Annotated in this window: 24 protein-coding genes; 11 read left to right on the top strand and 13 right to left on the bottom strand. The window is 60.1% G+C overall.

The window, feature by feature from the left end; all coding sequences use genetic code 11:
• The first annotated feature begins 6 nt into the window (after nt 1–6).
• The 5 genes from L8H52_RS29005 (at nt 7) to fdhA (ending at nt 6,602) form a co-directional block, all read left to right on the top strand.
• Nucleotides 7–336: a sarcosine oxidase subunit delta gene (locus tag L8H52_RS29005; RefSeq protein ID WP_016986286.1), complete on the top strand. Its 330-nt coding sequence runs from the start codon at nt 7–9 to the stop codon at nt 334–336.
• Entirely contained in the window at nt 333–3,350 is a 3,018-nt protein-coding gene (locus L8H52_RS29000; RefSeq protein ID WP_242209917.1) for a sarcosine oxidase subunit alpha, read from the top strand. Before L8H52_RS29005 ends, L8H52_RS29000 begins: the two co-directional genes overlap by 4 nt.
• Before the next feature lie 132 nt (nt 3,351–3,482).
• On the top strand, nt 3,483–4,115 hold the full coding sequence (gene soxG / locus L8H52_RS28995) for a sarcosine oxidase subunit gamma family protein (RefSeq protein ID WP_242209918.1): 633 nt from the start codon (nt 3,483–3,485) through the stop codon (nt 4,113–4,115).
• A 226-nt stretch (nt 4,116–4,341) separates the two neighbouring features.
• On the top strand, nt 4,342–5,199 hold the full coding sequence (gene purU, locus L8H52_RS28990; RefSeq protein ID WP_008086918.1) for a formyltetrahydrofolate deformylase: 858 nt from the start codon (nt 4,342–4,344) through the stop codon (nt 5,197–5,199).
• A gap of 203 nt (nt 5,200–5,402) precedes the next feature.
• Complete coding sequence (gene fdhA / locus L8H52_RS28985) at nt 5,403–6,602, top strand: formaldehyde dehydrogenase, glutathione-independent (RefSeq protein WP_008086916.1); 1,200 nt, start codon at nt 5,403–5,405, stop codon at nt 6,600–6,602.
• Nucleotides 6,603–6,659: 57 nt separating this feature from the next.
• Here the strand turns inward: fdhA and L8H52_RS28980 are convergent, their stop codons facing one another.
• The 4 genes from L8H52_RS28980 to L8H52_RS28965 all read right to left on the bottom strand — a co-directional run bounded on the left by L8H52_RS28980 (nt 6,660) and on the right by L8H52_RS28965 (nt 8,983).
• Nucleotides 6,660–6,878, bottom strand: a complete 219-nt coding sequence (locus L8H52_RS28980) for a cold-shock protein (protein WP_242209920.1) — start codon at nt 6,876–6,878, stop codon at nt 6,660–6,662.
• A 69-nt stretch (nt 6,879–6,947) separates the two neighbouring features.
• Nucleotides 6,948–7,133, bottom strand: a complete 186-nt coding sequence (locus L8H52_RS28975) for a hypothetical protein (RefSeq protein ID WP_242209921.1) — start codon at nt 7,131–7,133, stop codon at nt 6,948–6,950.
• A 543-nt stretch (nt 7,134–7,676) separates the two neighbouring features.
• Complete coding sequence (locus L8H52_RS28970) at nt 7,677–8,351, bottom strand: anti-sigma factor (RefSeq protein WP_242209923.1); 675 nt, start codon at nt 8,349–8,351, stop codon at nt 7,677–7,679.
• The gene (locus L8H52_RS28965; RefSeq protein WP_242209924.1) at nt 8,348–8,983 is read right to left on the bottom strand and encodes a sigma-70 family RNA polymerase sigma factor; all 636 of its coding nucleotides are present in this window, start codon (nt 8,981–8,983) and stop codon (nt 8,348–8,350) included. The genes L8H52_RS28970 and L8H52_RS28965 overlap by 4 nt, the downstream gene beginning before the upstream one ends.
• A 150-nt stretch (nt 8,984–9,133) precedes the next feature.
• Here L8H52_RS28965 and L8H52_RS28960 point away from each other — a divergent pair, with 150 nt between their 5' ends.
• Nucleotides 9,134–9,691 (top strand): DUF2780 domain-containing protein, encoded by a 558-nt coding sequence (locus tag L8H52_RS28960; RefSeq protein ID WP_007909995.1) that lies wholly within the window; start codon nt 9,134–9,136, stop codon nt 9,689–9,691.
• A gap of 1 nt (nt 9,692) precedes the next feature.
• On the opposite strand, the gene L8H52_RS28955 is transcribed toward L8H52_RS28960, so the two are convergent.
• On the bottom strand, nt 9,693–10,580 hold the full coding sequence (locus L8H52_RS28955) for an acyltransferase (RefSeq protein ID WP_242209926.1): 888 nt from the start codon (nt 10,578–10,580) through the stop codon (nt 9,693–9,695).
• A gap of 306 nt (nt 10,581–10,886) precedes the next feature.
• Here L8H52_RS28955 and L8H52_RS28950 point away from each other — a divergent pair, with 306 nt between their 5' ends.
• The 4 genes from L8H52_RS28950 to creD all read left to right on the top strand — a co-directional run bounded on the left by L8H52_RS28950 (nt 10,887) and on the right by creD (nt 15,117).
• Nucleotides 10,887–11,390 (top strand): ATP-dependent zinc protease, encoded by a 504-nt coding sequence (locus tag L8H52_RS28950; protein WP_008078089.1) that lies wholly within the window; start codon nt 10,887–10,889, stop codon nt 11,388–11,390.
• Nucleotides 11,391–11,462: 72 nt separating this feature from the next.
• A complete protein-coding gene (creB, locus tag L8H52_RS28945; protein WP_242209928.1) occupies nt 11,463–12,143 on the top strand; it encodes a two-component system response regulator CreB in 681 nt (226 codons plus the stop codon).
• Nucleotides 12,143–13,561, top strand: coding sequence for a two-component system sensor histidine kinase CreC (creC, locus tag L8H52_RS28940; RefSeq protein WP_242209931.1), 1,419 nt, complete (start codon nt 12,143–12,145; stop codon nt 13,559–13,561). Before creB ends, creC begins: the two co-directional genes overlap by 1 nt.
• 185 nt (nt 13,562–13,746) lie before the next feature.
• Nucleotides 13,747–15,117 carry a cell envelope integrity protein CreD gene (creD, locus tag L8H52_RS28935; protein WP_242209933.1) on the top strand — a complete coding sequence of 457 codons (1,371 nt, stop codon included), beginning with the start codon at nt 13,747–13,749 and terminating at the stop codon, nt 15,115–15,117.
• Nucleotides 15,118–15,313: 196 nt separating this feature from the next.
• Here the strand turns inward: creD and L8H52_RS28930 are convergent, their stop codons facing one another.
• The 8 genes from L8H52_RS28930 to L8H52_RS28895 form a co-directional block, all read right to left on the bottom strand.
• Entirely contained in the window at nt 15,314–15,943 is a 630-nt protein-coding gene (locus L8H52_RS28930) for a glutathione S-transferase (protein ID WP_242209935.1), read from the bottom strand.
• 174 nt (nt 15,944–16,117) lie between these two features.
• Nucleotides 16,118–16,297, bottom strand: coding sequence for a hypothetical protein (locus tag L8H52_RS28925; protein ID WP_242209936.1), 180 nt, complete (start codon nt 16,295–16,297; stop codon nt 16,118–16,120).
• Nucleotides 16,294–17,424, bottom strand: a complete 1,131-nt coding sequence (locus L8H52_RS28920) for a PepSY-associated TM helix domain-containing protein (protein WP_242209937.1) — start codon at nt 17,422–17,424, stop codon at nt 16,294–16,296. Before L8H52_RS28920 ends, L8H52_RS28925 begins: the two co-directional genes overlap by 4 nt.
• Before the next feature lie 74 nt (nt 17,425–17,498).
• Complete coding sequence (locus tag L8H52_RS28915; protein WP_242209939.1) at nt 17,499–19,925, bottom strand: TonB-dependent siderophore receptor; 2,427 nt, start codon at nt 19,923–19,925, stop codon at nt 17,499–17,501.
• Between the two features lie 235 nt (nt 19,926–20,160).
• Entirely contained in the window at nt 20,161–21,135 is a 975-nt protein-coding gene (locus tag L8H52_RS28910; protein WP_242209940.1) for a FecR family protein, read from the bottom strand.
• Nucleotides 21,132–21,608 carry an RNA polymerase sigma factor gene (locus L8H52_RS28905; protein WP_242209943.1) on the bottom strand — a complete coding sequence of 159 codons (477 nt, stop codon included), beginning with the start codon at nt 21,606–21,608 and terminating at the stop codon, nt 21,132–21,134. The genes L8H52_RS28910 and L8H52_RS28905 overlap by 4 nt, the downstream gene beginning before the upstream one ends.
• A gap of 331 nt (nt 21,609–21,939) precedes the next feature.
• Complete coding sequence (locus L8H52_RS28900) at nt 21,940–22,647, bottom strand: 3'-5' exonuclease (protein ID WP_242209944.1); 708 nt, start codon at nt 22,645–22,647, stop codon at nt 21,940–21,942.
• Nucleotides 22,644–24,584 (bottom strand): putative nucleotidyltransferase substrate binding domain-containing protein, encoded by a 1,941-nt coding sequence (locus tag L8H52_RS28895; RefSeq protein ID WP_242209946.1) that lies wholly within the window; start codon nt 24,582–24,584, stop codon nt 22,644–22,646. The genes L8H52_RS28900 and L8H52_RS28895 overlap by 4 nt, the downstream gene beginning before the upstream one ends.
• A 252-nt stretch (nt 24,585–24,836) precedes the next feature.
• Here L8H52_RS28895 and L8H52_RS28890 point away from each other — a divergent pair, with 252 nt between their 5' ends.
• Complete coding sequence (locus tag L8H52_RS28890) at nt 24,837–25,283, top strand: response regulator (protein ID WP_077574803.1); 447 nt, start codon at nt 24,837–24,839, stop codon at nt 25,281–25,283.
• Nucleotide 25,284: the final 1 nt, after the last annotated feature.

The raw sequence follows: 25,284 nt of genomic DNA, 5'->3' as shown, positions 1-25,284 counted from the left end.
ATCCCCATGTTGCATATCTTCTGTCCTCACTGCGGCGAACTGCGCTCCGAAGAGGAATTCCACGCATCCGGTCAGGCGCACATTCCGCGCCCGCTCGATCCAGGCGCCTGCACCGACGAGGAGTGGGGCGACTACATGTTCTTCCGCGATAACCCGCGCGGACTGCACCACGAACTGTGGGATCACGTCGCCGGTTGCCGCCAGTACTTCAACGTCACCCGCGACACCGTGACCTACGAGATTCTCGAGACCTACAAGATCGGCACCAAGCCGCAATTCACCGACAAGGCTGATACGGCGAAAACAGCCACGACGGCGCTGGGAGAGAAGGTATGAGCCAGACCAATCGCCTGTCCAACGGTGGACGGATCGACCGCAACAAAGTGCTGAGCTTCACTTTCAACGGTCAGAGCTACAAAGGCTTCGAGGGTGACTCGTTGGCCGCCGCGCTGATCGCCAACGGCGTCGATATCATTGGCCGCAGCTTCAAGTACTCGCGTCCTCGCGGGATTTTCGCCGCCGGTGCCGAAGAGCCGAACGCGGTGCTGCAGATCGGCGCGACCGAAGCTACGCAGATCCCCAACGTGCGCGCCACGCAACAGGCGCTGTATCAAGGTCTGGTCGCGACCAGCACCAACGGCTGGCCGAGCGTCAACAACGACATGATGGGCATTCTCGGCAAGGTCGGCGGCAAGCTGATGCCGCCGGGTTTCTACTACAAAACCTTCATGTACCCGCAATCGTTCTGGATGACCTACGAGAAGTACATTCGCAAGGCCGCCGGTCTTGGCCGTTCGCCGACCGAAGTCGATCCGGACACCTACGACTACATGAACCAGCACTGCGACGTACTGATCGTCGGCGCTGGCCCGGCCGGTCTCGCCGCTGCCCTGGCCGCTGCGCGCAGCGGTGCCCGAGTGATTCTTGCCGATGAGCAGGAAGAGTTCGGTGGCAGCCTGCTCGACTCGCGCGAAAGCCTCGATGGCAAACCGGCGATGGACTGGGTCGCCAGCGTCATCACTGAACTGAAGAACACCCCGGACGTGCTGCTGTTGCCGCGCGCCACGGTCAACGGTTACCACGACCACAACTTCCTGACCATTCACGAACGCCTCACCGATCACCTCGGCGACCGTGCGCCCATCGGTCAGGTGCGTCAGCGTATTCACCGGGTCCGCGCCAAGCGTGTCGTGCTGGCGACCGGTGCTTGCGAGCGTCCACTGGTCTACGGCAACAACGATGTGCCGGGCAACATGCTTGCCGGTGCGGTGTCGACTTACGTGCGCCGCTACGGCGTAGCACCGGGCAAGAAGCTGGTGCTGTCGACCAACAACGATCACGCCTACCGCGTTGCTCTGGATTGGCTCGACGCCAGTCTGCAAGTAGTCGCCATTGCCGATGCCCGTAGCAATCCGCGTGGTGCATTGGTCGAAGAAGCCCGCGCCAAAGGCATCCGGATTCTCACTGGCAGCGCTGTGATTGAAGCCCGTGGCAGCAAGCGCGTCACCGCTGCTCGCGTTGCCGCGATTGATGTCAAAGCCCATTCGGTGACCAGTCCTGGCGAATGGCTCGATTGCGACGTGATCGCCAGTTCCGGTGGTTACAGCCCGGTTGTCCACTTGGCTTCGCACCTCGGTGGCAAGCCGACCTGGCGCGAAGACATCCTCGGTTTCGTACCGGGCGAAGCACCGCAGAAACGCGTGTGCGTCGGTGGTATCAACGGTGTTTACGGTCTCGGTGATTCGCTGGCTGATGGTTTTGAAGGTGGCGTGCGCGCTGCCGCTGAAGCCGGTTTCCAGACCGTCGAAGGCGTGCTGCCGAAAGCCCTGAGCCGTCACGAAGAACCGACGCTGGCGCTGTTCCAGGTGCCGCATGAAAAGAACACCGCACGGGCGCCGAAGCAATTCGTCGACCTGCAAAACGACGTGACTGCCGCCGCCATCGAACTGGCCACCCGCGAAGGTTTCGAGTCGGTCGAGCACGTCAAACGCTACACCGCGCTGGGCTTCGGCACTGATCAGGGCAAGCTCGGCAACGTCAACGGTCTGGCCATCGCGGCCCGCTCGCTGAACGTGACCATCCCGCAGATGGGCACCACGATGTTCCGTCCGAACTACACGCCGGTGACTTTCGGCGCCGTGGCCGGTCGTCACTGTGGGCACATCTTCGAGCCGGTGCGTCACACCGCACTGCATGCCTGGCATGTGAAGAACGGCGCCGAGTTTGAAGACGTCGGTCAGTGGAAACGTCCTTGGTACTTCCCGAAAAACGGCGAAGACCTGCATGCCGCGGTGAAGCGCGAATGCAAAGCCGTGCGCGACAGCGTCGGCCTGCTCGACGCCTCGACCCTCGGCAAGATCGACATTCAAGGCCCGGATGCCCGCGAGTTCCTCAACCGCGTATACACCAACGCCTGGACCAAGCTCGACGTGGGCAAGGCCCGCTACGGTTTGATGTGCAAAGAAGATGGCATGGTCTTCGACGACGGTGTCACGGCATGCCTGGCGGACAACCATTTCGTCATGACCACCACCACCGGCGGCGCGGCGCGCGTGCTGCAGTGGCTGGAGCTGTACCACCAGACCGAATGGCCGGACATGAAGGTCTACTTCACCTCCGTCACCGACCACTGGGCGACCATGACCCTGTCCGGGCCGAACAGCCGCAAGCTGCTCAGTGCTGTGACTGACATTGATTTGAGCAACGAAGCGTTCCCGTTCATGACCTGGAAAGAAGGTCTGGTCGGAGGCGTGCCGGCGCGGGTGTTCCGCATCTCGTTCACCGGTGAGCTGTCGTACGAAGTCAACGTGCAGGCCGACTATGCGATGGGCGTGCTGGAGAAAATCGTCGAGGCGGGCAAACAGTACAACCTGACCCCATACGGCACTGAAACCATGCACGTCCTGCGTGCCGAGAAGGGTTTCATCATTGTCGGTCAGGATACGGACGGCTCGATGACTCCGGACGACCTGAACATGGGCTGGTGCGTCGGTCGCACCAAACCGTTCTCGTGGATCGGTCAGCGTGGGATGAACCGTGAAGACTGCGTGAAGGATCAGCGCAAGCAACTGGTCGGTCTGAAGCCGATCGATCCGAACGTGTGGCTGCCGGAAGGTGCGCAACTGGTGTTCAACACCAAGCAGACCATTCCGATGACCATGGTCGGCCACGTGACCTCCAGCTACGCACACAACTCCCTCGGTTATTCGTTTGCCATGGGCGTGGTCAAGGGCGGTCTGAAGCGCCTCGGCGAGCGGGTGTTTGCACCGCTGGCCGATGGCAGCGTGATCGAGGCGGAGATTGTTTCTTCGGTGTTCTTCGATCCGAAGGGGGATCGCCAGAACATTTGACACTGATCGTTCCCACGCTCTGCGTGGGAATGCATCCCGGGACGCTCTGCGTCCCAAGAGCGGACGCATAGCGTCCATGGCGGCATTCCCACGCAGAGCGTGGGAACGATCAAGAATTCAGGAAGGTGCTTTATGACCACAGCCAATGTTTATCAACAACGCCCGACCACCGGGGCCCGTGCCGAGTCGTCGCTGCACCATGCCGACCTCGCCAGCCTGGTCGGCAAGGGCCGCAAGAACGCCGGCGTGATCGTGCGGGAAAAGAAACTCCTCGGCCATCTGACTATCCGTGGCGATGGCCACGATGCCGCGTTCGCCGCCGGTGTGCACAAGGGCCTGGGCATCGAACTGCCTGGCGCGCTGAGCGTCATCGTCAAAGGCGAAACCAGCCTGCAATGGATGGGCCCGGACGAGTGGCTGCTGATCGTGCCGAGCGGTGAAGAATTCGCCGCCGAACAGAAACTGCGTGAAGCGCTGGGCGATCTGCACATCGCGATCGTCAACGTCAGCGGCGGCCAGCAAGTGCTCGAGCTGAGCGGGCCGAACGTGCGTCAGGTGCTGATGAAGTCGACCAGCTATGACGTGCACCCGAACAGTTTTCCGGTGGGTAAAGCCGTCGGCACGGTGTTCGCCAAGTCGCAGCTGATGATTCGGCATACGGCGGAGGACACTTGGGAATTGTTGATCCGTCGCAGCTTTTCGGATTACTGGTGGTTGTGGTTGCAGGATGCTTCGGCTGAGTACGGGTTGAGCGTTCAGGCCTGACAAAGATCAAGAGCCACCCCCTCACCCCAGCCCTCTCCCCCAGGGGGGAGAGGGGGAAAGGGAGCCGATCTCGGGTGTTGTTGTGATCTATATTCACCCGTGATATTTCAGGTCGGCATAGCTCGAAACAACACCTCGGTCAGTCCCCTCTACCTCCGGGAGAGGGCTAGGGTGAGGGGAAAAAATCCCCCTGACACCCCGCACAAAGAACAGGAGTCACCGCACCATGAGCCGCGCCCCAGACACATGGATTCTGACCGCCGACTGCCCCAGCGTCCTCGGCACGGTGGACGCGGTCACGCGTTTTCTGTTCGAACAGGGTTGCTACGTCACTGAGCACCATTCGTTCGATGACCGCCTCTCCGGGCGCTTTTTCATTCGCGTGGAATTTCGTCAGCCCGACGGTTTCGACGAGCAATCCTTCCGCGCAGGCCTCGCCGAACGCGGTCAGGCCTTCGGCATGATCTTCGAACTGACCGCGCCGAACTACCGGCCAAAAGTGGTGATCATGGTTTCCAAGGCCGATCACTGCCTCAACGACTTGCTCTACCGCCAGCGCATTGGCCAGTTGTCGATGGACGTGGCGGCGGTAGTCTCCAATCACCCGGATCTGAAACCGCTGGCCGACTGGCACCAGATTCCCTACTACCATTTCCCCCTCGACCCCAACGACAAACCGTCGCAGGAGCGTCAGGTGTGGCAGGTGATCGAAGAGTCCGGCGCCGAACTGGTGATCCTCGCCCGCTACATGCAGGTGTTGTCACCGGAGCTGTGCCGCAAGCTCGATGGCAAGGCGATCAACATTCATCACTCGTTGTTGCCGGGCTTCAAGGGCGCCAAGCCGTATCACCAGGCCTACAACAAGGGCGTGAAACTGGTTGGCGCGACGGCGCATTACATCAATAACGATCTCGACGAAGGGCCGATCATTGCCCAAGGCGTCGAGGCGGTGGATCACAGTCATTACCCTGAGGATCTGATTGCCAAGGGGCGGGATATCGAAGGTCTGACGTTGGCGCGGGCTGTTGGGTATCACATCGAGAGACGGGTGTTTTTGAACGCCAATAGAACCGTCGTTCTTTAGATCGCTTTCGCGAGCAGGCTCGCTCCCACAGGGATTTGTGTTGAAACACAGGTCTCTGTCACACCAAAGATCAACTGTGGGAGCGAGCCTGCTCGCGAAGGGGCCATAACTGACAACGCAAAACCAACAAGCAATACCCGAGCACTCAACGCGCTGCCTGCCTGGGCAACGCGGTTCCATAAAAACAACAGCGAGGTGAAAGCATGTCTGGCAATCGTGGTGTGGTGTATCTCGGCGCTGGCAAGGTCGAAGTACAGAAAATCGACTATCCGAAAATGCAGGACCCGCGCGGTCGCAAGATCGAGCACGGGGTCATTCTCAAAGTGGTTTCCACCAACATCTGCGGCTCCGACCAGCACATGGTGCGCGGCCGTACCACGGCGCAGACCGGTCTGGTGCTGGGCCATGAGATCACCGGTGAGGTGATCGAGAAAGGCTCCGACGTCGAAAACCTGAAAATCGGCGACCTGGTCTCCGTACCGTTCAACGTCGCTTGCGGACGCTGCCGTTCCTGCAAAGAGCAACACACTGGCGTCTGCCTGACCGTCAACCCGGCCCGTGCCGGCGGCGCATACGGCTACGTCGACATGGGCGACTGGACCGGTGGCCAGGCCGAGTACGTGCTGGTGCCATACGCCGACTTCAACCTGCTGAAACTGCCGGACCGCGATAAGGCCATGGAGAAAATCCGCGACCTGACTTGCCTCTCCGACATTCTCCCGACCGGTTACCACGGCGCGGTCACTGCGGGCGTTGGTCCGGGCAGCACCGTTTACATTGCCGGCGCTGGCCCGGTCGGGCTGGCGGCTGCCGCTTCTGCGCGTCTGCTCGGTGCTGCGGTGGTGATCATCGGCGACGTCAACACCATCCGCCTGGCCCACGCCAAGGCCCAGGGTTTTGAGATCGTCGACTTGTCGAAGGACGCGCCACTGCACGAACAAATCGCCGCGCTGTTGGGCGAACCGGAGGTCGACTGCGCGGTGGACTGCGTCGGTTTCGAAGCCCGCGGTCACGGCCATGACGGTGCCAAATCGGAAGCCCCGGCCACCGTACTCAACTCGTTGATGGGCGTGGTGCGTGTTGCCGGCAAGATCGGTATCCCGGGCCTGTACGTCACCGAAGATCCGGGTGCCGTAGACGCTGCCGCAAAAATGGGCAGCCTGAGCATCCGCTTCGGTCTGGGCTGGGCCAAGTCGCACAGCTTCCACACCGGCCAGACCCCGGTGATGAAGTACAACCGCCAACTGATGCAGGCGATCATGTGGGATCGCATCAACATTGCCGAAGTGGTGGGCGTGCAGGTGATCAGCCTCGATCAGGCGCCGGAAGGTTACGGCGAGTTCGATGCGGGCGTGCCGAAGAAGTTTGTGATTGATCCGCATAAGTTGTTTAGTGCGGCATAACATTTGCGCAGTACGAGAACGGCGCCATCCAGGCGCCGTTTTTTATCGAGCCGTTTTCTATACGACCTTAACTTCTTCCGCTTGCATTCCCTTCTGTCCTTTTGCAGCAATGAAAGTAACAGTCTGACCTTCTTTCAAGCTCTTGAATCCGTCCGATTGGATGGCTTTGAAGTGGACGAAAAGATCATCGCCTCCGCCCTCAGGCGTAATAAAGCCGAAGCCTTTTTCGTCGTTAAACCATTTAACCGTGCCGGTTATTCTTGGTGGTTGTGCCATTTCTGCGCTTCCTGTTTATTTATGAAGAACTTCATTTCACACATGTTGCCGTATTGATTTTTCAGCCTGTCATTCGTCTTCGATTTGAATGTTTATCGCGTAGTTTTTTCCGTTATCACCGGGCACAAGGTCATAAGTAACCTTCTGCCCCGCTTTGATGTATTTGATGATCGGATCGTCCGGGCTGATGCAAAAGATGATCGGCGGGACATCTGATTCGAGCAGTTGATCGCGCGGACTGCATTGCTTCTCCATCACTGTATCTCCCGTTGAATGACCGTTAATTGCACCTCGCTTCTTCGAACAATTGACACACCAGCAGCCTATTCCAGCCCTGATCGCTAGACACCTGTCAGATCTGACAGGTGTCTAGTTCTTTTTGAAATATTGAGTTTCACGACAAGCAATTAATGACCTAAAAAACTGCAGCCTTTGGTTGTTTCGGGGGGGTGAGGTCCTGTGGGAAGTTCGATGCGGGCGTGCCGAAGAAGTTTGTGATTGATCCGCATAAGTTCTTTAGTGCGGCGTAGGGCTTAAGCGCAATACAAAGCGGCGACCTCAGGGTCGCCGTTTTTTGTGGGAAGGCAAGGTCAAAAGCTACCCTCATCGGAACGCCGCCCGCCCAGCCCTCTCCCAGAGGGAGAGGGGGCCGACCGAGGTGACTTGCGTCGTTCATCGACCTGAAATATCGAGTCGACTATGGATTCAACGCAAGTCTTCCACGTCGGCGTATTGCGTCAATATCCCCCGGTCAGTCCCCTCTCCCTCTGGGAGAGGGCTAGGGTGAGGGGCTTTGCTTCAAAGGGCCGCCAACGTCCCTTGATACAGCACCGGCCCAGTCGGCTGTCCGGTCGGCGAACCACCTTTAGGTTCCAGACTGACCGCCAAAGCAATCGGTTTGCCGATCAACACCTTCTGCGCTTCGCTCAACTCAACCTTGCCTTTGCCACCCGCCGGAATAACGCCGAGGGAAATCGGTTTGCCATCCGCCGGAATCGCCCACAGTTCCAGGCTGCGATCCGCATCAACCGCCGCCAATGTCAACGGCTCGACCTGCAGATAATCCGCATGTGCCTCGACCTTCAGCGCCGGTTGCGCATCGGCGGTCAGCAGGGTGGCGCGGTAGCGGGCGTCGTCGCGGTTGTACAGCGAGCCGAGGAACACCAGCACCACGATCGAACACAGTGCAGCGGTAACCCGTAGCCAGTTCCAGAACGGCCGCTTCTCGGGCACATGCAGCACTTGCGGTTCGATCCGCGCGGTAATGCCTTGCCACACTCGGTCGGGTACGGGATGTTCCGGAAGTGTTTGGGTGAGAGAGGCGAGGCTTTCCTGCCATTGCGCCACTTCAGCTCGCAACAATGCGTCGTCCAGCAGCAATTGCTCAAACCGCCGCCGCGCTGGCGCGGACATCAGGCCGATGGCGTAATCGGCAGCGAGGGCGCGGCGCAGGGCAGGGGTCTGGTAGTTCATGATTCAAGGCACCGGCGCAGACGTTCCATGCCACGGCGGATCCACGATTTCACCGTCCCCAGTGGCGTGGCGAGATGTTCGGCGAGTTCCGTGCATGACAATCCCTGAAAGTAGGCCACGGTGATCGATTGGCGCTGCATGCTTTCAAGGGTGTCCAGACAGCGGTTCAACGTCTGAGCCTCGCGGGCGCTGTTCAACTGATCATGCGCTGAAGGGCTTTCGTCCGGCAGGGCGTCCTGTTCGAGGTCGGTCAGTGGCCGGTCACGATGTTTGCGCAACTGGTCGATGGCCTGATTGCGGGTGATGTTGATCATCCAGGTCAGCGGTGCCGACAGGTGCGCTTCGTAGCGCGAGGCGTTGTTCCAGATGCGCACGAAGGCTTCCTGCAGCACTTCTTCGGCGAGATCCGCGCGGCCCATGAAGCGCAGCGCGACGCCATGCAGGCGTGGGCCGACGCTGCGATAGAGCGTTTCGAAGGCGCGACGATCACCCAGTGAACACTGGGCCAACAACTGTCGCAGCTGATCGGTGTCGGCGATGGGAATGACGACTCTCCAGGCAAAGGTCGAGCGACGAGGGCTGGGCTCGGACTGTTCACAGGCTAGTTCAGCGACAGCGGTTGTGCCATTCATCACGAGGGTGTCCGGGATTTCACGTTTTATATACGCAGGCCGGACGAAAATGGATGCGCCGCGCCGGAACATGCCGGCAGATACTCGGTCAAACCGGCAGTTTCGCTGCCCGCTCAACGGGTGGTTTTCACAGCGCAAGAGGATGTCTGAATGAAGATTTCACGCGGTATTGCCTTGGCTTCACTGATGACCCTTGCGGCCAGCCCGGTGTTCGCCGGTTTCAGCCTCGACGATGTGACCAAGGCGGCTTCGAGCATGCAGGGTGGCAACGCTGCCACCGCTGCCGCGCCGACCTCGGAAACCGCCGGTCTGCTGCAAGCCGTCACCGGTCTGGGAGTTACGCCGCAGCAAGCTGTCGGCGGCACCAGCGCCATGCTCGGCCTGGCCAAGAACCAATTGAGCAGCACCGATTATTCGCAGTTGGCCAAGGAAGTACCGGGCATCGACAAGCTGTCGGGCGGTAGCGGTAACCTGGCGGCGTTGAGCGGGTTGCTCGGTCAGTCCGGCAAGTCCGCCGGTCTGGAAAACGCCCTGGGCAACGTCAAGGACACCAATGACCTGAACAACGCTTTCGGTGCCTTGGGCATGGACAGCGGCATGGTCGGCCAGTTTGCCCCGGTGCTGCTCAAGTACTTGGGTGACCAAGGCGTCGGCGGCCCGCTGTTGCAAAGCCTGGGCAGCATCTGGGGCGCCGGCACCGGTAGCTGATTCAGCGGCGCTCGCTGCGCAGTTCGGCGATGCGCTGATCTTTCTCGTTCCAGAGCTGGTTGACCCAGCTCTGGACCTTCTCGCGAAACACCGGATCATTCTCGTAATCACCCTGCCACAGCGCCGGGTCGAGTTCGCGGGTCTTGATGTCGATGATCACGCGCGGCACGTTGCCGCTGATCAAATCCCAGAACCCCGGGATTTTCGCCTGTGGATAAACCACGGTGACGTCGAGAATCGCATCCAGCTGTTCACCCATCGCCGCCAACACAAAGGCCACGCCGCCAGCCTTGGGCTTGAGCAAGTGGTTGAACGGTGATTGCTGCTGCGCGCTTTTCGCGGCGGTGTAGCGCGTGCCTTCCAGATAATTCACCACGGTCACCGGCTGACGCTTGAACAGCTCGCAGGCCTGTCTGGTGATTTCCAGATCCTTGCCCGCCAGCTCCGGGTTCTTCGCCAGGAATGCCTTGGTGTAGCGCTTCATGAACGGGTAATCCAGCGCCCACCACGCCAGCCCCAGAAACGGCACCCAGATCAGCTCTTTCTTGAGGAAGAATTTGAAGAACGGCGTGCGTCGGTTGAGGGTCTGGATCAGCGCCGGAATGTCGACCCACGATTGGTGGTTACTGACTACCAGATACGAGGTGTCGCTGCGCAGGTCTTCACCGCCGCGAATGTCCCATTGGGTGGGAATGCACAGGCGGAAAATCAGCTTGTCGATCTCGGCCCAGGTCTCGGCGATCCACATTACCGCCGCCGACGCGTAATCGCGCCAGCGGCCTGGTGCGATCAGTTTGAGCAGGGCAAACACCAGCAACGGCCCGATCAGGATCAGGGTGTTGAGCAACAGCAGCAAGGTGACGAAACAGCCGGTGAGCAGGCGGCGCATAAGCAACTCTTTGCAAACGGATGGGCGCGCCATGATAAGCAGCTTCGCGCGACAGGCCAAATCGCTGGTGACGAATGTTTCACTTTTGGCTGGGTATGCTTGGCTCAAGCGTTGTGCTGAATGTGCTGGCCTCTTCGCGAGCAGGCTCGCTCCCACACTGGATTCAGGTGTATTGAAAATGTGCGCTCAACACAAAACCCTGTGGGAGCGAGCCTGCTCGCGAAAGCGATTTCAAGGCGAACGAATGCCTCAATGGGTGTCTAAAATCCCAATCTGCCGCCCTCAATTTCCAAGGAAGCCCCTTACGTGAAATCCCTCCTTGCACTGTTTGCCCTCGTCGCCCTGCCGGTCATGGCCGCCGAGCCGACCCTGTACGGGCGCTACGAATACATCGCACTGCCGGAAATCGGCGGTGAAGTGCTCAAGGCCAAGATGGACACCGGCGCACTTACCGCCTCGCTGTCGGCCAAGGACATCGAAACCTTCACCCGTGACGGCGACGACTGGGTGCGTTTCCGCCTCGGTACCAAGGACGCCAGCAACAAGGTCTACGAACACAAGGTCGCGCGGATCAGCAAGATCAAAAGCCGCTCGGACGAAGAGGATGAGGGCGAAAGCACCGAAGTCGCCAAACGCCCGGTGGTCGATCTGGAGCTGTGCCTGGGCAACGTCAAGCGTACCGTTGAGGTCAACCTGACCGACCGCAGCAACTTCAACTACCCGCTGTTGATCGGTGCCAAGGCCTTGCGCGAATTTGGCGCAGCGGTGAACCCGGCGCGTCGTTTTACGGCCGACAAGCCGGACTGCTGAACCAAGTGGTCTCATTGACGTAACGTCAGGCTTGGGGCACCGTTCGCGCACTCAACCACGGGCTCGGACGCCATGCCTCATATTCTGATTGTCGAAGACGAAGCGGCGATTGCCGACACGCTGATTTTTGCCTTGCAGGGCGAGGGCTTCAGCACCACGTGGCTGTGCCTCGGCGCGGCGGCGCTGGAGCATCAGCGGCAGACCCCGGCCGATCTGATCATCCTCGACATTGGCCTGCCGGACATCAGCGGTTTCGAGACCTGCAAGCAACTGCGGCGCTTCAGCGAAGTGCCGGTGCTGTTTCTCAGCGCCCGCGATGCCGAGATCGATCGTGTGGTGGGCCTGGAGATCGGCGCCGACGACTACGTGGTCAAGCCGTTCAGTCCGCGTGAAGTCGCTGCGCGGGTGAAGGCCATTCTCAAACGCATGGCGCCGCGCCCCACGATTGAAGCCACTTCAGCGCTGTTTCGGGTCGATCCTGAACGTGTGCAAATCAGTTATCGCGGCCAGAACCTGAGCCTGACCCGCCACGAATTCCGCCTGTTGCAATGCCTGCTCGAACAACCCGAACGGGTGTTCAGCCGCGAACAATTACTTGATGCGCTAGGCGTCGCCGCCGACGCCGGCTACGAGCGCAGCATCGACAGTCACATCAAAAGCGTACGCGCCAAACTGCGTCTGGTGCGCGCCGACGCCGAGCCGATCCAGACCCATCGCGGCCTCGGTTACAGCTACAGCCCGGGGCACAGCTGATGTCGCTGGGGCTGCGGATCTTTCTGGTGTATGTGCTGTTTGTCGGCCTCACCGGTTATTTTGTGCTCAACACGGTGATGGAGGAAATCCGCCCCGGCGTGCGTCAGTCCACCGAAGAAACCCTGGTCGATACCGCCAACCTGATGGCAGAAATCCTGCGCGATGATTTCAAGGCTGGCACCCTCAGTGAGAACCGCTGGCCCGAACTGCTGCGCGCGTATGGCGAGCGCCAGCCGCAAGCAACGATTTGGGGCTTGCCGAAAAATCAGGTCAACCACCGTATCTACGTCACTGACGCCAAGGGCATCGTCGTGCTCGATTCCAGTGGCGTCGCGGTCGGTCAGGATTACTCGCGCTGGAACGACGTCTACCTGACGTTGCGCGGTGAATACGGCGCACGTTCGAGCCGCAGCGATCCGGATGACGCCAGCTCGTCGGTGATGCACGTCGGCGCGCCGATCCGCGACAACGGCAAGATCATCGGTGTGGTCACCGTGGCCAAACCCAACAGCTCATTGCAGCCGTATGTCGATCGCACCGAGCGGCGCTTGCTGTTTTATGGCGCCGGATTGATCGGACTCGGTCTGCTCTTTGGCGCATTGCTGTCGTGGTGGCTGAGCCGTGCGCTGCACCGGTTGACCGGTTATGCCCAGGCGGTCAGCGAAGGCCGGCGCGTTGAGGTGCCGCATTACCGTGGCGGTGAACTGGAACAGCTCGCCACCGCTGTGGAGCAGATGCGTACGCAACTGGAAGGCAAGGCTTACGTCGAGCGCTATGTGCACACGCTGACCCATGAACTGAAAAGTCCGCTGGCGGCGATTCGTGGCGCGGCGGAGTTGCTGCAAGGCGACATGCCGCCGGTTCAGCGACTGCGCTTTGTCGGCAACATCGACAGCGAAAGTGTGCGGATGCAGCAGTTGATCGAACGCTTGCTCAATCTGGCCCAGGTTGAACAACGTCAAGGCTTGGAGGAGCGGGTCGCCGTGCCGTTGACGGTGTTGGTCGATGAGTTGCTGCAAGGGCAGGCGGCGCGGATTGAAGGTAAGCAGTTGCGCATCGAACAGGCTATTGCGGCGGATCTGCTGCTGATTGGCGAGCCGTTTCTGCTGCGTCAGGCGTTGGGTAACTTGTTGGAGAATGCGCTGGATTTCACCCCGGTTCAGGGGCTGCTGCGTTTCAGTGCCGAGCGGGTTGGCGAGCAGACCGAATTTCGATTGTTCAATGAAACGGCGCCGATTCCTGACTACGCCTTGCCGCGTTTGACCGAGCGTTTCTACTCATTGCCGCGTCCGGACAGTGGGCGCAAAAGCACCGGGTTGGGGCTTAACTTTGTTGAAGAAGTGGTCAAGTTGCATGGTGGGTCGATGCAGATCCGCAATGTCGAAAGCGGTGTGGAAGTGACATTGCGCCTGTCTTGATACCGAGGCGCGGCCTTCGCGAGCAGGCTCGCTCCCACAGGGGATTTGTGAACGACACAGATCCAATGTGGGAGCGAGCCTGCTCGCGAAGGGGCCAGTGAAGTCTCCACACAATCTCCATATTCCCCCCACAAACCCCCCACACCCGATCACCAGACTCTGCCCATCCAAACAGGGAGAGTCCCATGAACAAGAATCTGACCATCAAGCTCGGCGCCATCGCCGTGCTGATCCTGCTGTTGCTGATCCCGCTGCTGATGATCGACGGCGTCATCGACGATCGCCAACAGTTGCGCGACGGCGTGCTTGAAGACATTGCCCGCAGCTCCAGCTACAGCCAGCAACTGAGCGGGCCGGTGATGGTGGTGCCGTATCGCAAAGTGATTCACAACTGGAAAACCAACGACAAAACCAATCAGCGCTACGACGAACCGAGCGAAGAGCGCGGTCGTCTGTATTTCCTGCCGGAGCGTTTCGAACTCGATGGTCAGGTGCAAACCGAACTGCGTGCGCGGGGTATTTATGAGGCGCGGCTATTCCACGCCGATAACCGCATCAACGGCCATTTCTCATTGCCGGCGCAGTTGGGCATCAAGGAAGACTTCACTGATTACCAGTTCGACGCGCCGTTTCTCGCCGTCGGTATCAGCGACATTCGCGGCATCGAAAATGCGCTGAAACTGGAACTCGATGGCCAGCGTCTGGACTTCGTGCCGGGCACCCAGGTCGGCTGGCTCGGCGAGGGTGTGCGAGTGACGCTGCCGCTGCTCGACACCAGCAAAACCACGGAACTGAGCTTCGGTTTCGATTTGCGCCTGCAAGGCACCGGTTCGTTGCAGGTGCTGCCGGTGGGCAAGAGCAGCAGCGTCAGCCTCACTGCGAATTGGCCGCATCCAAGTTTCATCGGCAATTTCCTGCCGGCCAAGCGTGAGATCAACGATCAGGGTTTCAGCGCCGATTGGCAGACCACGTTTTTCTCCACCAATCTGCAAGACGCCATGAGCCGTTGCGTCAGCGGCAATGATTGCGAGGCATTCAACGGCCGCAGCTTTGGTGTGAGTTTCATCGATCCGGTAGATCAGTACCTGAAGAGTGACCGGGCGATCAAATATGCGCTGCTGTTCATCGTGCTGACGTTCGCCGGTTTCTTCCTGTTCGAAGTGCTCAAGAGTCTTGCTGTGCACCCGGTGCAATACGCGCTGGTCGGTGTGGCGCTGGCGTTCTTTTATCTGCTGTTGCTGTCGTTGTCGGAGCACATTGGTTTTGCTCTGGCGTATCTGTTGTCGGCCAGTGCTTGTGTGCTGTTGATCGGGTTTTATGTCTGCCACGTGCTGCGCAGTGTGCGTCACGGTTTGAGTTTTTCGGCGGGATTGGCGGCCCTGTACGGCCTGCTTTATGGCTTGTTGAGCGCTGAGGATTACGCGTTGCTGATGGGCTCGTTGTTGCTGTTCGGTCTGCTCGGTGTGTTTATGGTGCTGACGCGCAAACTGGATTGGTACGGGATTGGGCAGAAGCCGGGCAAGCCGTTGGAGTTTGATGTGGGGGCGATGCAATGAGCGGGTTGCGTGAAGATCAGCGGGAGGTAGAGGTTTTGGTGACACTGATTTTTGCAGCGCTGCCGCCGGAACCGAGGTGGTGCATTCGCGAGCAGGCTCGCTCCCACAGGATTTGTGCTGAAACAGAAATCTCTGCCAAACCCAAATCCAATGTGGGAGCGAGACTGCTCGCGAGGCCGGAACAGGCGCCGCCGATTTAAGGCTTGGGCATCGTGGCGATCATGGACGGTCGCTGACTCACTTCAAAAAACCAGTTGGCCAGTTGCGGGTTGGCATCACGCCAGCCCAGATCCGGGAAGCGCAGATCGAGATAACCCAGCGCACAGGCGACGCTGATCGCTGCCACATCGAAATGGCTGGTCAGCTCGGCGATGGCTTCCTTTTCCAATACAGCGAGGGCGCGGCGGATCTTGTCGCGCTGGGCTTCGAGCCATTCGTCCCAATGCTTCTCCGGTGCGCGCAGGACCAATTCATAACGCACCATCACCGACGCATCCATGATCCCGTCGGCCATCGAGGCCAGGGTCAGACGCCGCCAGCGGGCCGCGCCTTCACGCGGGATCAGCGGGTTGCCGACGTGCTGCTGGTCGAGGTAATCGAGGATGACGCGGCTGTCATGGATGACATGGCCGTCGGCCAGACGCAGGGCGGGGATCTTGCCCAACGGATTATCGGCGTTGAGCTCGGCGCTCGGGCTGACCGGACTGAGCACGCAGTCTTGCAGCGCGACGCGATCCTGCTGGCCGGTTTCATGCAGCAACACCATCACTTTGCGCACGAACGGAGAGAGCGTGTTGTGGTACAGGGTCATGCTGGGGGCGGACATTGGCAGGGTCTCGATCAGGACAGTGAGGGGGCAGCATAGCGCGTAACGCCACCTGCTCACGTCCGACGCAAAACCAATGTGGGAGCGAGCCTGCTCGCGAAGGCGTCGGTACAGTCAACATTGGTGTTGAATGTCAGAGCGCTTTCGCGAGCAGGCTCGCTCCCACAGGTTTCTTTAGCTTCGCTGCAGCAATCCCCTGATCGCCAGAACGGCCGGGACACCCAACCCAACCCAGCTCAACGCATCCCAAACCCCATCCCCCAACAACGCCGCAAACAACCCCGATGCACTGAGCAATGCAATCACGATCGGCGTGCTGAACACCTTCCAGAAATTCGACTGACGCGGCTTCATGCAGAGGTCTCCGCCGTTTCCAGCACAGGCTTCGCCGCTTTGCGCCGCACCACCCACAGATACACGCCGCTGCCGAGCACAATGATCGTCAGCACATCCAGCGTGGCCCAGAGAATTTTCATCGGCATGCCGCCGTAATCACCAAAGTGCAGCGGCTGCGACATGCCCATGGCGTCCATGTACCAAGGTCGCTCGGCCACCGCAGTGACCTGCAGCGTGGTCGCATCGATCAGCACCGGCGTCAGCAAGTGCGAGGTCAAATGCGTGCCACCCTTCATGAACACCGAGTAATGGTGTTCGCTGGAAAAGCGTGTGCCGGGGAAGGCAATAAAATCCGGCTTCATCCCCGGCGCGACTTCAGCGGCAATGTCGAGCAGGCGGGTGGCCGGCGCCAGGTGTGTCAGCGGCGGAGCATCGCGGTAAGGTTCGATCAGGGCGGTCAGCGCATCGTTGCGCCAAGCCGCGATCAACAAGTCGGCGCAGGCGCTGATCACACCGGTCACGCCGACCACCAGCGCCCAGGTCAGGGTGACTACGCCGATCAGGTTATGCAGGTCGAGCCAGCGCAAGCGGGTGGATTTATCCTGGCGCACCGTGCCGAATTTCAGGCGGCGCATGAACGGCAGATACAGCACCGTTCCGGACACGATGGCCACAACAAACAGCAGCCCCATGAGCGCCAGCAGCAACTTGCCCGGCAGCCCGGCGAACATGTCGACATGCAGGCGCAGGATAAACAGCATCAAGCCGCCGTTGGCCGACGGCGTTTCCAGTGCTTCACCGGTACGTGCATCGAGCATGAAGGTGTGCGATGAGTTCGGTTCAGTGCCGGCGGTTTTCGCCATGATCGTCAGCACGGCATTTGGCTCATCGTCATCGAAACCGAAATACTGCACGACTTCATCTGGACGATGTTTCTCGGCGGCCTCGACCAGTTGCGCCAGATTCAGGCGCGGTGTGTCGGCCGGCATCTCGCGCACTTCGGGTGCATCGCCGAGCAGATGTTCGATCTCGTGATGGAAAATCAGTGGCAGACCAGTCAGTGCCAGCATCAGCAAAAACACGGTGCAGACCAGGCTGGTCCAGGTGTGGACGAACGACCAGCGACGAATTGTTTTACTTTTCATTTCATGACCTTCAAAAACACCAAAGCCGTCCACGAGGGACGGCCTGGTCACAGGGCCTGTTTCAGCTCAGTTGCTTACCACTTGTAAGTAGCGCTGGCGACGACGCTACGCTGGTCGCCGTAGTAGCAATAGAAACCGTCACAGGTGGAAATGTAGTCCTTGTCGAACAGGTTGGTCGCGTTGAGTGCCAGCGACGCGCCTTTGAGGCTGTTGTCCAGACGGCCGAGGTCGTAATGCACAGTGGCGTCGAACACGGTGTAGGCATCCGCCTTGCCCAGCCAGGTGTTGGCCTTGTCGCCGTAGGTGTTGCCGGTGTAGCGAACGCCACCGCCTATGCCGAAGCCGTCGAGCACGCCGGCGTGCCAGGTGTAATCGGTCCACAACGACGCTTGCTGGTTCGGCATCAGTTGCAGGCGATTGCCCTTGTCGACGCCATTCTGCACTTCGGATTTGGCCAAGGTGTAGGCGGCAATGACTTTCAAGTTATCGGTCACATCGGAAACCGCTTCCAGCTCCAGGCCTTTGACTTTCACTTCGCCGGTCTGGCTGGTGATCGACACGTTGTTGACGAAGGTGTTGACGGAGACGTTCTTCTGGGTCAGCTCATACACGGCAGCGGTCAGCAGGGTTTTGCTGCCCGGTGGCTGGTACTTGATGCCCAGTTCCCACTGCTTGCCTTCGGTCGGTTTGAGCGACTCGGTGGACGAGGCGTCGGCACCGGTGGTCGGCTGGAACGACTCGGCGTACGACAGGTACGGCACGAAACCGTTGTCGAAGACATAGCTGAGCGCTGCGTTGCCGCTGAAGGCCTTGTCGCGCTGGGTGTTGGTCGCATCGCCCTTGTTGATGAATTTGGTGCTGGTGTGCACCCAGTCTTCACGGCCGCCGAGGGTCAGGCGCCACTGGTCGAGAGCCATCTGATCCTGCACGTACAGGCCGGTCTGGTAGGTCTTCTGGTTGTAGTCGTAAAACGCCGTCGAGCGCGCCGGGCGCACGATCGGCTGACCGTAGATCGGCGTGATGACGTTGGTTGGCAGGCCATCACCGAAGATCGAGGTGTAGTTGGTGTTGCTGCGCTGGTGATCCAGGCCCAGCAGCAGGGTGTGGCGGATGTCACCGGTGGCGAAGTCGGCCTGGAAGTTGTTGTCCACGGCGAACTGGCTGATGTCTTCGTCGACGCTGGTGCTGGTGCGGTTTACGTTGCCCTGATCGTCAACTTGCGCGAACGGATAGGAACCCGGCGTCAGCGACTGGAACGACAGATCCGACTTGGTGTAACGCAGGTTCTGCTTGAACTGCCAGACATCGTTCAGACGATGTTCAAAGGCATAGCCCAGCGCGTAGTAGGTGCGGTCGTAATATTCCCAGTCCGGATCACCCAGATTCTTGTGGTGGGAAATATCACCGAACGGCGATTTGATCTTGGTGCCCTGCACTGGCAGGAACTGGCTGGTGATGCCGGTATCGTCGCGGGTGAACTGGCTCAGCAGGGTGAGCTTGGTGTCGTCGTCGATGTTCCAGGTCAGGCTCGGCGCGATGTTGTAGCGCTTGTTGTCGACGTGATCGACCTGCGTGCCGCTGTCACGTACTACGCCGCTGAGGCCATAGAGAAACTGGCCGGCATCGTCGATCTTGCCGGTGCTGGCGAAGTTGATCTGACGGTGGTTGTCGCTGCCGTATTGCAACTGGATTTCGCTGCTGGCTTCGGCGCTTGGGCGACGGCTGACCATGTCGAGCAGGCCACCCGGCGGGGTCTGACCGTAAACCGAAGAGGCCGGGCCGCGCAGCAGGGCGAGGCGGTCGAGGTTCCAGGTTTCCTGTTTCGGGTTGGCGTACACACCTTTTGGCAACGGCAGGCCGTCGAGGAACTGGGTCGGCTCGAAGCCGCGTACGCGCAGCCAGTCAGCGCGGGTGTCGCTGCCGTAGCTGCTGGCGGTGATACCCGGCATGTAGCGCACGGCATCATCGAGGCTGTGCACGCCACGATCTTCCATTTGCTGACGGGTCGCCACGGAGATCGAACGCGGTGCTTCGACCAGCGCGGTGTCGGTCTTGGTGCCAGCGGCGGTGCGAGTGGCGGTGTAGCCTTCGACCGGGCCCCAGGCGCTTTCGAGGTTTTCCACACCGATGACGGAAGTTTCCGGCAGCGCCATCACACCTTCAGGCACGGTAACCAGGGTGTAGGTGCCAGTGCTGCTTTGTTCCAGTTGCAGACCGGTGCCACGCAGTGCCGCGCGCAGGGCGCCAGTTGCATCGAATTGGCCGCTTACCGGCGCGGAAGTCTTGCCCGCTGCCAGCGACGGGTTCAACGACAGCGCGAGGCCGCCCTGGCTGGCGATTTGGTTCAGCGTAGTCGCCAATGGCGCCGCCGGCAGGTTGTAGGCGCGCACGCTGGACGCTTGTTCAGCGGCGAGCAACGGACTGCTGATCAGCGGCGCGCTGAGCGCAATGGCGACAGCCAGCAGACTGGGGCGCAACAAGGTGTCTAGCGAACGGGACATACGGCGGCTCCTGAATGGAAATATTTCTCAATTGCCTGTGTGCCGGATGAAAAACAGAAAGTGATAGGGCTGGATGAAAATAATTTCTATTAGCTGGAAAACAGCCACATTTCTGCGGGCTTGATCGTTCCCACGCTCCGCGTGGGAATGCCTCAATGGACGCTCCGCGTCCGCTTTGGCAGGGACGCAGAGCGTCCCGGGCTGCATTCCCACGCAGAGCGTGGGAACGATCAGGTCAAGGGGAGGAGGGCTCGGCCTTCGCGACGGTCACCCAATACGCCGTATGCCGCTCGATCTGCACTGGCAGGGTCGGCAGCAGCGCGCTCAAGGCTTTGTCGGTGTCATGCAGCGGGAAACTGCCGGTAATCCGCAGGTCCGCCACGTCCGGCGCCACGCCCAGATGCCCGCGACGATAACGCCCCAGTTCATGCACCAGATCGCCGAGGCGCGCGTTATCCACCACCAGCATGCCGCGCGTCCAGGCATCAGCGCCGGGATTGAGCGCGACAACCGAGCCCAGCCCATCACTGCGCAGCAGCACTTGCTGGCCTTCATGGAGGATCTGCTCTTCAGGGCTGGATTGCGGGTGCGCCGCGACCGCCGACTGCAACACGCTCAGGCGCGTGCCTTCGTCTTCACGCTTGACCAGAAACCGCGTGCCCAAGGCACGCATGCTGCCTTCGCGGGTTTCAACGATGAAGGGCCGCGGATCGCCGTGACCGGTCTCGACGAGAATTTCGCCTTCCTGCAACACGATCAGTCGGCGTGTCTCATCGAAGCGCACATCCACCGCACTGTGAGTATTGAGATTCAGCACGGTGCCGTCAGCCAGGCGCACGGTGCGCTGCTCACCGGTAGCGGTGCGCTGATCGGCGAGCCAGTAATCCAGCGGCATAAACCGTTCACTGGCGAACAGCCCCAGACCCACGATCACCACGACGCTGGCCAGCCCACTGCCGAGCTTGCGCACTCGACGGCGAACACCCTCGCGCGATTGCAGCAAGGCACTGCGAGCCGGGCCCTTGGCCACGCTGAAACGCTGATCGAGCATGCCCAGTTGCTGCCAGGCGCGGGCGTGTTCTTCATTGGCCGCGTGCCATTTGGCGAACTCTTCGCGCTCCAGCGGACTGCTCGAATCGAGGGTCAGTTGCCAGGCAATCGCCGCGTCCAGCACATGCGCCGGCACCGGTCTGGAACTGGCCGGACTCATGTCGGTTCGCCGTACAGGGCGATGTAGCACTGACGAATGCCTTGCGCCAGATACTGGCGTACACGCGGCACCGAAACGCCGAGCTTGTCGGCAATCTCGGCATGGCCGAGGCCGTCGAGGCGGTTATAAAGGAAAGCGGCGCGGGCCTTGGTCGACAGTTTGCCGAGCAGGCGATCGATGGCTTTGAGGTCTTCGAGGATCATTTGCTGTTCTTCCACCGACGGTTGTTCGCCTTCGGGGATCAGCATCAGTTCGGTGAGGTAGGCCTGTTCCAGCGCAGCGCGGCGGAAGTAGTCGAACAACAAGCCTTTGGCGATCGCCACCAGAAAGGCGCGCGGCTCGCGGGGTGTCGGCATTTCGTCGCGACCGAGCAAGCGCACGAAGGTGTCCTGGCTCAAGTCCTCGGCGCGCTGCGGGCAAGCCACATTGCGCCGCAACCATGTCAGCAGCCAACCGCGATGGTCGCGATACATCGCACCGACGAGCTCACTGTGAGGGCTTGGGACTGACGACACCGGACATCACCGATTGGGAAATGTTAACTAACGCGAATTGTTCGCGATTGTGGCAGAGGTGGGAATGGTTAGCAATTGGCCACTGGTCAGGTGGGCGGCGAAGGCAAACCCTCACCCTAGCCCTCTCCCAGAGGGAGAGGGGACTGATCGGGGGATGCTTGCGAGACACGCTGACCTGAAAGTGCATTGCCGAATCCATAATCGACTCGGTCTTTCAAGTCGATGTAAGGCTTCAGACACCACGGTCGGCTCCCTCTCCCTCCGGGAGAGGGCTGGGGTGAGGGTGCTTCTAAAACGAAGGCGCCTGCTGTCTCCGCTTCCACTGACTCAACCGCTGCTGCAAGTTCAACGGACTATGAATCTGCTGCCCCCGCGCCCGGCTGAACAGAATCAACGCCAGTTCCGCCGTGGCCAGCGCATCGGCGCTCGCGTTATGCCGCTCGAACACTTCAAGCTTGAACCAGTCGATCCACTCATCCAGCCCGGCCTCACGGATCTGCGCCTGTGGACACACCAGCGGGGCGATGTCCGCGACATCGAGAAACACCTGCTGCAACTTGTGCCCCAGATGCTCCTTTAGCGCACGTCCAAGCATGTGTTGGTCGAACGGCGCATGAAACGCCAGCACCGGGCTGTCACCGATAAACTCCAATAACTCCAGCAATGCCTCGGCCGGTTCACTGCCGGCTGCAATCGCGTTCGGCCCCAAGCCGTGAATCAACACGCTGGGGCTGAGCTTCAATTCGCGACACTGCAGCGTGCGCTCGAACTGCTGGCTGAAGTCGATCGCGCCATCTTCGATCACCACCGCACCAATCGACAACACACGATCCTTGTTCAGATTCAGCCCGGTGGTTTCCAGATCCAGCACCACCCAGCGCTGTTCACGCAGCGTGCATTCGCTCAGTTCGGTTAGCGCCGGCAGCTGCGCCAGACGCTGCTGCAAATCCACCGGCACCACCGCACTCGCCGGACGCAGCCACGAAAACAGGCTCATAGCTGATACCGCAACGTCAGGCTGCTTTGCAGGCGCTGGGCCTGACGCAACGATTCACGCAGGATGCGCCGGTCGAGATGATTGAGGCTGTCCGGGTCGACGCGGTTGGAGTAGGGCTGGTTCTCCCGCGTCTGCAGTTGATGCTGCTGCATCCGCGTTTGCTGAATGAAGTGATACGCCTCTTCATACGCCGCGCCATCCAGGCGCTCGATGACTTCTTTCTCGACCAACTGACGGAAACGTTCGAGGGTGTTGTTGGCGTCGATGCCGTTGGCCAGTGCGAGCAAGCGCGCGCCATCGACGAACGGCGTCAGGCCCTGAACCTTCAGATCCAGCGTGGCTTTCTCGCCATTCTTGCGCGCCAGCACAAACTCGCGGAAACGCCCCACCGGTGGACGATTGCGCAGAGCGTTCTCGGCCATCATGCGCTGGAACAAACGGTTGTCGCCGACCTGATCGAGAATCCCCCGGCGCAATTGTTCGCAGCTTGTTTCATCGCCCCAAACCACACGCAGATCGAAATAGATGCTCGACCCGAGCAGGTTTTCCGGCGTCGCCTCACGAATAAACGCCGCAAAGCGTCGCGCCCATTCCGCCCGCGACAAACACAGCTCGGGATTGCCGGCCATGATGTTGCCCTTGCACAGGGTGAAGCCGCACAGCGCCAGACTCTGGTTGATCTGCTGCGCAATCGGCAGCAGCTTGCCGCGAATCTCCGCTGCATGCGCCGCGTCTCGCGCGTCGAACAAAATGCCGTTGTCCTGATCGGTGTGCAGCGTCTGCTCGCGGCGGCCTTCACTGCCGAAGCACAGCCAACTGAACGGCACACCGGGATCGCCCTTTTCGGCGAGGGTCAGTTCGATCACCCGGCACACGGTGTGATCGTTGAGCAGGGTAATGATGTGGGTGATCTGCGTCGACGACGCGCCATGAGCGAGCATGCGCTCGACCAGTTGGCCGATCTCGCCGCGCAGACTGACCAGTTGTTCGACACGTTGCGCGCTGCGAATCGTCCGCGCCAGATGCACCAGATCGACCCGTTGCAGTGAAAACAGATCGCGCTCGGAGACCACGCCGCACAAGCGTTGATCCTTGACCAGACAGACATGCGCGATGTGCCGCTCGGTCATGGCAATCGCCGCATCGAAGGCACTGTGATCCGGCGAAAGATAAAAGGGCGCGCGGGTCATGTGGCGTTCGATGGCTTCGCTGAAATCACCAACACCTTCCGCCACCACATGGCGTAAATCGCGCAGGGTGAAAATTCCCAGCGGCGCCTTGTGTTCATCCACGGCGACGATGCTGCCGACCTGTTGCTCGTGCATCAATTTCACCGCTTCACGCAACGGCGTATCGGGGCTGCAGGTCACCGGGTGACGCATCGCCAGTTCGCCGAGTCGGGTGTTCAGCGAGTACTGCGTGCCGAGGGTTTCCACGGCTTTCTGCTGCACTTGCTGATTGACCTGATCGAGCAGACTGCTGACCCCACGCAAGGCGAAATCGCGAAACGTGCTGGAAAGGGCGAACAGTTTGATGAACGCCAGTTTGTTCAGTTGCAGGCAGAAGGTGTCTTCGCCCGCCAGGTGCTCGGTGCGTGTGGCCCGTTCGCCAAGCAGCGCGGCCAAGGGGAAGCATTCGCCCGTGGTGATCTCGAACGTGGTCTCGGTGCCAGGTTTGGTGATGTGCTGACGTTCGCCGACCACCCGACCTTGCTTGACGATATGGAAGTGTTCGACCGGGCCGTCGGCGGGTTTGATGATGCTCTCGCCCTGAGCGTAAAAGCGCAGTTGGCATTGTTCCACCAGATAGGCGAGGTGGGCGTGTTCCATCTGATTGAAGGGCGGGAATCGCTGGAGGAATTGCAGGGTGCCCTGAATGTTCTGCAATACCGCGGTTTTCCCTGCCTGGGTGAAGGCGTCCGCTTTACTCATAACCATTACCGCAGTCTTTTTTGAATTGTTGTTGTCGGATCGTTGCGGCCATGGTCGACCCCTGCGGGCAGGGTGCCCATTGGACGTAAGTCTAGGTTTTGCCACCATTGGCGCAGTTTCGGAGATGCCCTACGCAAACAGTCGGAAATTCCCTGGTTTACCCCCTTGGAAAAAAATCCGACGAAGTGCACATTGAAGCTCTGCCCAGCGATGTCTGACCACTTGCCAAGGGATTGTTTTGAACATTTAGAGAACGCCATGTCCGACCACGATATTTTGAGCGATGCCGAGCGGGAAGCGCTCAGTGCAGTCATGCTCGAACCTGATCTGCCGCCGCAGCGTGTATTGATCGTTGACGACGACAAGGATGCTCGTGAGCTGTTGTCGGAGATTCTTGCGTTGGATGGCATTCGTTGCATGACTGCAGCCAGTGGTGAGACCGCGTTGAAGATGCTTGAAGAAAAGCCTTCGATCGGGCTGGTCATCACCGATTTGCGCATGGGCCATGTCGGTGGGCTTGAACTGATACGGCAAGTACGCGAATCGGTACGGGCGGCGATGCCGATCATCATTGTTTCCGGCGATGCCGATGTGAAGGATGCGATTGCGGCGATGCATTTGAGCGTGGTGGATTTTCTGCTCAAGCCGATTGATACGGGCAAGTTGTTGGCGCTGGTGAAACATGAGTTGGGGATTGAACCCTAAG

This window comes from Pseudomonas sp. CROZ-RG-20F-R04-15, assembly GCF_022662375.1.
In the GTDB taxonomy this organism is placed as follows: Bacteria; Pseudomonadota; Gammaproteobacteria; order Pseudomonadales; family Pseudomonadaceae; genus Aquipseudomonas.
The sequence above is the reverse complement of the archived record's forward strand: the minus strand, read 5'-3'. Positions and strand labels throughout refer to the sequence as shown.

Coding starts and splice junctions, on each gene's coding strand:
- soxG (WP_242209918.1), top strand. CDS start 3,483: ATGACCACAGCCAATGTTTATCAACAACGCCCGACCACCGGGGCCCGT.
- L8H52_RS28905 (WP_242209943.1), bottom strand. CDS start 21,608: ATGTATCGCGACCATCGCGGTTGGCTGCTGACATGGTTGCGGCGCAAT.
- L8H52_RS29005 (WP_016986286.1), top strand. CDS start 7: ATGTTGCATATCTTCTGTCCTCACTGCGGCGAACTGCGCTCCGAAGAG.
- L8H52_RS28960 (WP_007909995.1), top strand. CDS start 9,134: ATGAAGATTTCACGCGGTATTGCCTTGGCTTCACTGATGACCCTTGCG.
- creB (WP_242209928.1), top strand. CDS start 11,463: ATGCCTCATATTCTGATTGTCGAAGACGAAGCGGCGATTGCCGACACG.
- L8H52_RS28920 (WP_242209937.1), bottom strand. CDS start 17,424: ATGAAAAGTAAAACAATTCGTCGCTGGTCGTTCGTCCACACCTGGACC.
- fdhA (WP_008086916.1), top strand. CDS start 5,403: ATGTCTGGCAATCGTGGTGTGGTGTATCTCGGCGCTGGCAAGGTCGAA.
- L8H52_RS28970 (WP_242209923.1), bottom strand. CDS start 8,351: ATGAACTACCAGACCCCTGCCCTGCGCCGCGCCCTCGCTGCCGATTAC.
- L8H52_RS28910 (WP_242209940.1), bottom strand. CDS start 21,135: ATGAGTCCGGCCAGTTCCAGACCGGTGCCGGCGCATGTGCTGGACGCG.
- L8H52_RS28930 (WP_242209935.1), bottom strand. CDS start 15,943: ATGTCCGCCCCCAGCATGACCCTGTACCACAACACGCTCTCTCCGTTC.
- L8H52_RS28890 (WP_077574803.1), top strand. CDS start 24,837: ATGTCCGACCACGATATTTTGAGCGATGCCGAGCGGGAAGCGCTCAGT.
- L8H52_RS28955 (WP_242209926.1), bottom strand. CDS start 10,580: ATGCGCCGCCTGCTCACCGGCTGTTTCGTCACCTTGCTGCTGTTGCTC.
- L8H52_RS28925 (WP_242209936.1), bottom strand. CDS start 16,297: ATGAAGCCGCGTCAGTCGAATTTCTGGAAGGTGTTCAGCACGCCGATC.
- L8H52_RS28900 (WP_242209944.1), bottom strand. CDS start 22,647: ATGAGCCTGTTTTCGTGGCTGCGTCCGGCGAGTGCGGTGGTGCCGGTG.
- L8H52_RS28975 (WP_242209921.1), bottom strand. CDS start 7,133: ATGGAGAAGCAATGCAGTCCGCGCGATCAACTGCTCGAATCAGATGTC.
- L8H52_RS28895 (WP_242209946.1), bottom strand. CDS start 24,584: ATGGTTATGAGTAAAGCGGACGCCTTCACCCAGGCAGGGAAAACCGCG.
- L8H52_RS28965 (WP_242209924.1), bottom strand. CDS start 8,983: ATGAATGGCACAACCGCTGTCGCTGAACTAGCCTGTGAACAGTCCGAG.
- creC (WP_242209931.1), top strand. CDS start 12,143: ATGTCGCTGGGGCTGCGGATCTTTCTGGTGTATGTGCTGTTTGTCGGC.
- L8H52_RS28980 (WP_242209920.1), bottom strand. CDS start 6,878: ATGGCACAACCACCAAGAATAACCGGCACGGTTAAATGGTTTAACGAC.
- L8H52_RS29000 (WP_242209917.1), top strand. CDS start 333: ATGAGCCAGACCAATCGCCTGTCCAACGGTGGACGGATCGACCGCAAC.
- creD (WP_242209933.1), top strand. CDS start 13,747: ATGAACAAGAATCTGACCATCAAGCTCGGCGCCATCGCCGTGCTGATC.
- purU (WP_008086918.1), top strand. CDS start 4,342: ATGAGCCGCGCCCCAGACACATGGATTCTGACCGCCGACTGCCCCAGC.
- L8H52_RS28915 (WP_242209939.1), bottom strand. CDS start 19,925: ATGTCCCGTTCGCTAGACACCTTGTTGCGCCCCAGTCTGCTGGCTGTC.